The organism is Stenotrophomonas sp. Sm6012, assembly GCF_030985895.1.
Lineage (GTDB): Bacteria > Pseudomonadota > Gammaproteobacteria > Xanthomonadales > Xanthomonadaceae > Stenotrophomonas > Stenotrophomonas forensis.
Genome location: NZ_JAPTFX010000207.1, coordinates 1 through 6,108, shown reverse-complemented (window position 1 = coordinate 6,108; position 6,108 = coordinate 1). Strand labels below are relative to the sequence as shown.

Here is a 6,108-nt window from a genome sequence, read left to right as displayed (position 1 = left end):
GGCCTGCGCGGCCGCTTCTGCGGCAGCATCGGCTGCCGCGGTGGCCTGCGGGGTATGCGCGAACAGGCGGTCATAGCAGGCCAGGCGGGCCGCATCGGTGGTGATGGCCGCGCAGGCAGCGGGTGAGGTGTCGGTGCTGGGCACGAACTCCTGCGCCGCCAGCGGTGCGCTGGCCAGGGCAAGCGCCAGGGGCGCAAGGCGGGGAAGCAACGGGGGGAGGGTCATTCCAGCAGGCCCTTCGGTGAATACGGGGATCGCACAGTGTGGCGGCTGCACCGGATCGCGGCCAGCCCCTACGGTATATGCACGGCCCCCGCGTGCGCAGGGCGTGAAGGCCGCATCGGTTACAGGAACCAGGCGAAGGCAAACAGGCCCAGCATGGCAATCACCACCGCCAGCTTCAGCGCCAGGCCGAGCAGGATGCCGAGCCAGGTGGCCAGGCCGACCCTGGTCGAACGCCCCAGTTCGCGGGTGTGCCAGTACTCGCCAAGCAGGGCCCCGATGAGCGGCCCGGCGAACAGGCCGATCGGCATGAAGAACAGGCCGACGATGCTGCCGGCGAAGGTCCCCCAGAGTGCCTTGCGGCTGGCACCCACCCGCTGCGCGCCGACCACGGTGGCCAGCACGTCCACCAGCAGCGAGAGCAGGGTGAGCACGCCGAGGGCGACCAGCGTCGGCCAACCGACATGGACGAAGCCGTCTGCCCAGGCCGCCAGCAGCAGTCCGATGAACACCAGCGGGATGCCGGGAAGGGCCGGAAGGATGATTCCAGCGATGCCGACGAGGACAAAAATGACCGCTAGCAGATATAAGATGAATGAGAGTCCCATGCTGTCCCGTATGGTGGTCGATTTGGGGTTGACAGTGAAAGATTTTGCCAGTTGCTTTTTCGTTTTGGGCGGGTTAAGTTGCAGTCGCTGAGCTTGGCAAGGTCACCGTGGATCGTGGCCTGATGAAGCAAGATCTTCCCGATCCGCTGCATCGATGCACCTCGCTTCCCCCTTGCTTGTCAGCCGCCCACCAGGCGTTTCCAACAACAAGAGAGAGTCCAAGGGAGTTAGTGAGATGGCTGATCGCGAGACCGGTACCGTAAAGTGGTTCAATGATGCAAAGGGCTTCGGCTTCATCAGCCGGCAGAATGGCGAGGACGTGTTCGTGCACTTCCGCGCCATCGAGACCCAGGGCTTCAAGAGCCTCAAGGAAGGCCAGTCGGTGACCTTCGAAGTCGTGCAGGGCCAGAAGGGCCTGCAGGCTGACAAGGTGCAGCCGGTGTAATACCTGCCGCCCGTCGGCATGAAAAAGGCCCGCGCAAGCGGGCCTTTTTCTTTGCCTGTGGCCCGCTGCAGGTCAGCGCAGAATGACCCGCCCATTGACCACGCGCACGTAGGTGTTCTCGCGGATGCCGCCCAGGTCACGCTGGTTGACCACGATGGTGCGGCCGTCGTCCATGCGCACGCTGATGTCATAGGTGTCGCTGGTGACGTTCTTCTGGATCTGGTTGCCGGCCAGCGCGCCACCCACCGCGCCTGCGGCAGCCGCGATGTTCTTGTTGCCGCGGCTGCCACCGGTGTGGTCGGAGATTTCGTGGCCGGCCACTGCACCGACGATGCCGCCGAGGATTGCGCCGGTGGCGCTGGGCGCGGTGCGGCCGGACTGCACGGTGTTGATGCGGGTGACGATGCCACAGTCGGCGCAGCGGCCCTGGTTGTAGCCGCCGTTGTTGCCATAGCCGCCATTGTTGTAGCCATTGTTGTAACCACCGCCGCCGTAGCCGGGCGAGGTGGCACAGCCAGCCAGGGCGAGGGTAGCGATGGCGCTGGCGGCGATGAGCTGGATCTTCATGGGGCGTCTCCTGGCCGTGAAGGCGGGTGCGTTGGGTGGTACTGCGTCATGCAGCAGGGTGGACGAATCGTCCCCTTTCGAACGTGAACAAGGCGCCAACCGCGTGTGCATTGCCCGGCTGCAGGATGAATGCGCTCAGCGGAAGTCCTGGTGGCAGGCGCGGCAATCGGCCTGCAGCGTATCCACCACCTGGGCCAGGGCCGTGCAGTCGCTGGGGGGCGCAGCCAGCGCAGCGTTGAGGTTGCCGCGCAGCCGGCTGGCGTGCTGCTGGAACTGCGCACTGTCCTTCAGCCCTGGAAAGGCCAGGTCCAGATCGTTGGACAGCAGCCGAATGGCCTGCAGCCGCGGCACGCTGTCGGCCAGGCTGCAGCGGTTCTGCTGCTGGGCCTGCTGCAGCAGCTGCGACTGCCGCTGCATGACCTGCATCAGGCTGTCCGGGAATGGGTCGCGGCGGGCCTGCAGCGCACGCCCGGCCATCACCGTGGCGATCAGGCCGATCAGCAGGCCCAGGCACAGTACGAACAGGTAGCGATGGGCGGTGCTCAGGCGGCGGGGCGGGCTGGCGTTCATGGCGGGCTCTCCGGGCGTGCAACGGTGGGTTCGATGCCGGCGCGCTGCAGGCGCCGGCACCTGCACGTTAAAATAGCCCGATGAACGAACAGGTCAAACAACGCTTCGCCGGCATCGAACGGCTGTATGGCGTGGGCGCGCTCGAGCGCCTGCAGGGCAGCCGCGTGGCGGTGGTGGGCATGGGCGGTGTCGGCTCATGGGTGGTGGAAGCGCTGGCGCGTTCGGCGGTCGGCCACCTGACCCTGATCGACGCCGATGACATCTGCGTGTCCAACACCAACCGGCAGCTGCCGGCGATGGAAGGCAACTACGGCCGCAACAAGGCCGAAGCGATGGCCGAGCGTTGCCGCGCGATCAATCCGGACATCGAAGCGGATGCGGTGCAGGCGTTCCTGACCGTCTCCAACATGGCCGAACTGCTGGATCGCGGTTTCGATCTGGTGATCGATGCCTGCGACAGCTTCCGGGTCAAGGTCGAGACCATCGCCTGGTGCCGCCGCCGCAAGCTGCCGCTGCTGACGGTGGGCGCCGCTGGCGGCCGCACCGATCCGACCCTGGTGCGCATCCGCGATGTTTCGCGTACCGAGCACGACGCGATGCTGGCGCTGATCCGCAAGAAGCTGCGCAGCGAGTTCAATTTCCCGAAGAATGCCAAGCGCTACTTCGGTGTGCCGGCGGTGTACTCGCTGGAAAACGTGAAGTACCCCCAGGCCGATGGCAGCGTGTGCGGCATCCGCCCGAACCTGGGCGCCGATGCGGCACTGAAGCTGGACTGCGGCGCAGGCCTGGGCGCCGCGACGCACATCACCGGCGCGTTCGCCTTCGCCGCGGTCGGCAAGGCGCTGGAAATGCTGCTGGAGCCGAAGAAAGCGAAGGCCGAAGCGGTCGAGGTCAGCGAGGTGTGATGGACCGTGCCGGCCAGCGGCCGGCACCTGCCGTTACATTGCGGGCAGCGCGAACAACCGCCGCGCGTTTGCGGTGGTGGCCTGCGCCACCGCATCCGGTTCCATTCCACGCAACGCCGCCACATGGCGGGCGATGATGGCCAGCCGCGCCGGTTCGTTGCGCTGGCCGCGGATGCCGGCGTCGGGCTGGTCCGGCGCGTCGGTCTCCAGCAGCAGCTGTTCCAGCGGCATCTCGCGCACCAGTCGCTGCAGGCGCTGCGCGCGATCGTAGGTCAGCGGGCCGCCCAGGCCCAGCAGGAAACCCTGCCTGTGCAGCTGCGCGGCCTGTTCCGGGCTGCCGGAAAAGCTGTGCACCACGCCACGCAGGCCACCGATGCGGCGGATCGCGGCGATCACCGCGTCCACCGCGCGCCGCGCATGCACGATCACCGGCAGCTCGAACTCGCGGGCCAGCTCCAGCTGGCCAATGAAATAGGCCTGCTGCGCCTCGGCATCCAGCCCTTCAACGAAGAAATCCAGGCCGCATTCGCCGATCGCGCAGGGGCGTTCGCGTTCGATCCACTCGCGCAGCAGCGGCAGGTGCCCGGGCTGGTGCTCGGCCAGGAACATCGGGTGCAGGCCGTAGGCCGGGTACAGCCCCGGCGCCAGCCGGCAGACCTCGCGCAGCTTCGGCCAGCTTTCGGCGGTGACCGCAGGAACCACCTGCGCGCGCACGCCAGCCGCGCCTGCGCGCTCGATCACCGCCGCGCGGTCAGCATCGAATTCACTGGCATCCAGATGGCAGTGGCTGTCGACCAGCGGACTCAACGCTGTTCCAGCGGCGGGGGCGGGGTAGCGTTGCGGCTCTTCCAGTTGGCCAGCAACAGCGTGCCGAAGCCCAGCACCAGCTCGTCGACGAACGGGATCGGGTCCGGAATGAACAAGGTCAGCACGAACAGGCCGGCAGTGAGCTTGAACAGTGTGGGGTAGCGCAGCCGGCGCGCCCATTGCAGTACCGGCAGCAGCATCGCGTTGGCCATGGCGGGAATCCTCGTGGGGAACATGCAAACGCTACCACGGGCCCAGCATTTCCCGATGCTGAATGGGTTACAGCAATGAGCAGGAAATGTGGAGATTCCGTTCAGGCAGTCCATGCTGCAATCTGGCACGAGAACGTTGCGGATGGTCCGCAAGGAGCAGGTCATGAAAAGCACAACTACAACTGTCCTGGTCGCAGCGGGCGCGCTGCTGGTCGGTGGCATCGCCACCGCCGCCTTCATGAAGAGTGGCGACAAGTCGCCCGATTCCATCAGCGCCGGAACCCCCAATGCCGAATCGCGCCTGGCCGATGGCAATGCCATTGACGACGGTGCGCGTGGTGACACGCTCGACCCGTCGGCGCCGCGCGGCCTGGAGTACGCCGACGTGCTGAAGGTCGACCCGATCACTGAGAAGCAGAAGGCCTATGCCACCGTGATCGGTACTGATCCGGTGCGCGAGACCTCCACCACCCAGACCCCGCACGAAGTCTGCCAGGACGTGACCGTGCAGGAGCGCCTGCCGGAGCGTGACGGCAACGTTGGCGGTACTGTGGTCGGCGCGGTGGTCGGTGGCCTGCTCGGCAACCAGGTCGGCGGCGGCAACGGCAAGAAGGCCGCAACCGCGGCCGGCGCGGTGGCCGGTGGCTTCATCGGCAACCAGATCGACAAGCGCCATGTGGGTGGCCGCGTGGTCAACCGCACCGAGCGCCAGTGCCACACCGAGACTGCCACCTCCGAGTCGAGCCGCGTTACCGGTTACAACGTGACCTACCGCAACGAGGACGGCACCACTGGCACCATGCGCATGGCCAGCAAGCCGGGCAACCGCATTGCCATGGGTAACACCGATGTGGTCAAGGGCTATAACGTGACCTATCGCTATGATGGCGCCGAGAAGACCGTGCGCATGGACAACAAGCCGGCCAGCGATCGCCTGCCGGTGGTTGATGGCCAGCTGGTCACGCAGACCGCTGCCGCGGGCGCCACGGCTGCAGCCACGCGCCAGTAAACCCGGGCGCAACCTGCAGGAGTCAACGGGCCGGCGCATGCCGGCCCGTTGCGTTGTGCGGGCCGGAATTCATCCCGTCGGGTCAGGGATCGACCATCATGGTCGCCCCTTCCCACGACATGGAGTCGGCATGAGCATCTTCGACCTGCGCCTGGAAACCGAGCGGCTGATCCTGCGCCCCCTGCTGCGCGAGGACTACGAACCGTACCTGGCGTTCTGCGCCGACGAGGAAACGATGCGCACCCTGGGCGGTGTGCAGCCGCCTTCGGTGGCCTGGCGCGGCTTCTGCAGCCTGGCCGGCGCCTGGCATCTGTTCGGCTTCTCGATGTTCAGCGTGATCGAGAAATCGAGCGGCGAATGGATCGGGCGGATGGGGCCCTGGCAACCGCAGGACTGGCCCGGTACCGAGGTTGGCTGGGGCATACGCCACGCCAGCTGGGGCCGGGGCTATGCGCCGGAAGCGGCGGTCGCGGCGATCGACTGGGCCTTCGATACGCTGGGCTGGGATGAGGTGATCCACACCATTGCCGAGAACAACGACAACTCGCGGGCGGTGGCGCGCAAGCTCGGCAGCACGCTGTTGCGCATGGGTGAACTACCGCCGCCGTACAACGACAAGCCGATGCAGATCTGGGGCCAGTCACGCGAGCAATGGAGGAAGCGCGCGCGCTGAGCGTTGCCTGGTAGTGCCGGCCAATGGCCGGCAATCGCTTGGATCCAGCCGCATCGAGGATGCCGGCCAGCGGCCGGCTGCGTGCAGTCT

9 protein-coding genes and 1 pseudogene are annotated in these 6,108 nt (G+C 66.8%); 4 read left to right on the top strand and 6 right to left on the bottom strand.

Translation table 11 applies throughout. The annotated features are described in order from the left end of the window. A pseudogene (locus tag O0J73_RS21220) lies at positions 1-225 on the bottom strand (phospholipase); the annotation flags it as partial. 119 nt (positions 226-344) lie between these two features. Further along, positions 345-830: a DUF456 domain-containing protein gene (locus tag O0J73_RS21215; protein WP_006455326.1), complete on the bottom strand. Its 486-nt coding sequence runs from the start codon at positions 828-830 to the stop codon at positions 345-347. Positions 831-1,065: 235 nt separating this feature from the next. Between O0J73_RS21215 and O0J73_RS21210 the strand changes: the two genes are divergently transcribed. Continuing rightward, the gene (locus O0J73_RS21210) at positions 1,066-1,275 is read left to right on the top strand and encodes a cold-shock protein (protein ID WP_087923064.1); all 210 of its coding nucleotides are present in this window, start codon (positions 1,066-1,068) and stop codon (positions 1,273-1,275) included. A gap of 72 nt (positions 1,276-1,347) precedes the next feature. On the opposite strand, the gene O0J73_RS21205 is transcribed toward O0J73_RS21210, so the two are convergent. Both O0J73_RS21205 and O0J73_RS21200 read right to left on the bottom strand, forming a co-directional pair. Continuing rightward, positions 1,348-1,842: a glycine zipper 2TM domain-containing protein gene (locus O0J73_RS21205; protein WP_008264629.1), complete on the bottom strand. Its 495-nt coding sequence runs from the start codon at positions 1,840-1,842 to the stop codon at positions 1,348-1,350. Positions 1,843-1,977: 135 nt separating this feature from the next. After that, complete coding sequence (locus O0J73_RS21200; protein ID WP_006455265.1) at positions 1,978-2,412, bottom strand: cytochrome c; 435 nt, start codon at positions 2,410-2,412, stop codon at positions 1,978-1,980. A gap of 80 nt (positions 2,413-2,492) precedes the next feature. On the opposite strand from O0J73_RS21200, the gene O0J73_RS21195 reads away from it, so the two are divergent. After that, the gene (locus O0J73_RS21195; RefSeq protein WP_308309579.1) at positions 2,493-3,317 is read left to right on the top strand and encodes a tRNA threonylcarbamoyladenosine dehydratase; all 825 of its coding nucleotides are present in this window, start codon (positions 2,493-2,495) and stop codon (positions 3,315-3,317) included. Positions 3,318-3,350: 33 nt separating this feature from the next. Here the strand turns inward: O0J73_RS21195 and O0J73_RS21190 are convergent, their stop codons facing one another. Both O0J73_RS21190 and O0J73_RS21185 read right to left on the bottom strand, forming a co-directional pair. Further along, positions 3,351-4,124, bottom strand: coding sequence for a TatD family hydrolase (locus tag O0J73_RS21190; protein ID WP_197564294.1), 774 nt, complete (start codon positions 4,122-4,124; stop codon positions 3,351-3,353). After that, the gene (locus tag O0J73_RS21185) at positions 4,121-4,336 is read right to left on the bottom strand and encodes a DUF6116 family protein (RefSeq protein WP_040007412.1); all 216 of its coding nucleotides are present in this window, start codon (positions 4,334-4,336) and stop codon (positions 4,121-4,123) included. The genes O0J73_RS21190 and O0J73_RS21185 overlap by 4 nt, the downstream gene beginning before the upstream one ends. 163 nt (positions 4,337-4,499) lie before the next feature. Here O0J73_RS21185 and O0J73_RS21180 point away from each other — a divergent pair, with 163 nt between their 5' ends. Continuing rightward, complete coding sequence (locus O0J73_RS21180; RefSeq protein WP_006455259.1) at positions 4,500-5,345, top strand: glycine zipper 2TM domain-containing protein; 846 nt, start codon at positions 4,500-4,502, stop codon at positions 5,343-5,345. 130 nt (positions 5,346-5,475) lie between these two features. Continuing rightward, positions 5,476-6,018: a GNAT family N-acetyltransferase gene (locus tag O0J73_RS21175; protein WP_006455123.1), complete on the top strand. Its 543-nt coding sequence runs from the start codon at positions 5,476-5,478 to the stop codon at positions 6,016-6,018. Positions 6,019-6,108 lie beyond the last annotated feature (90 nt).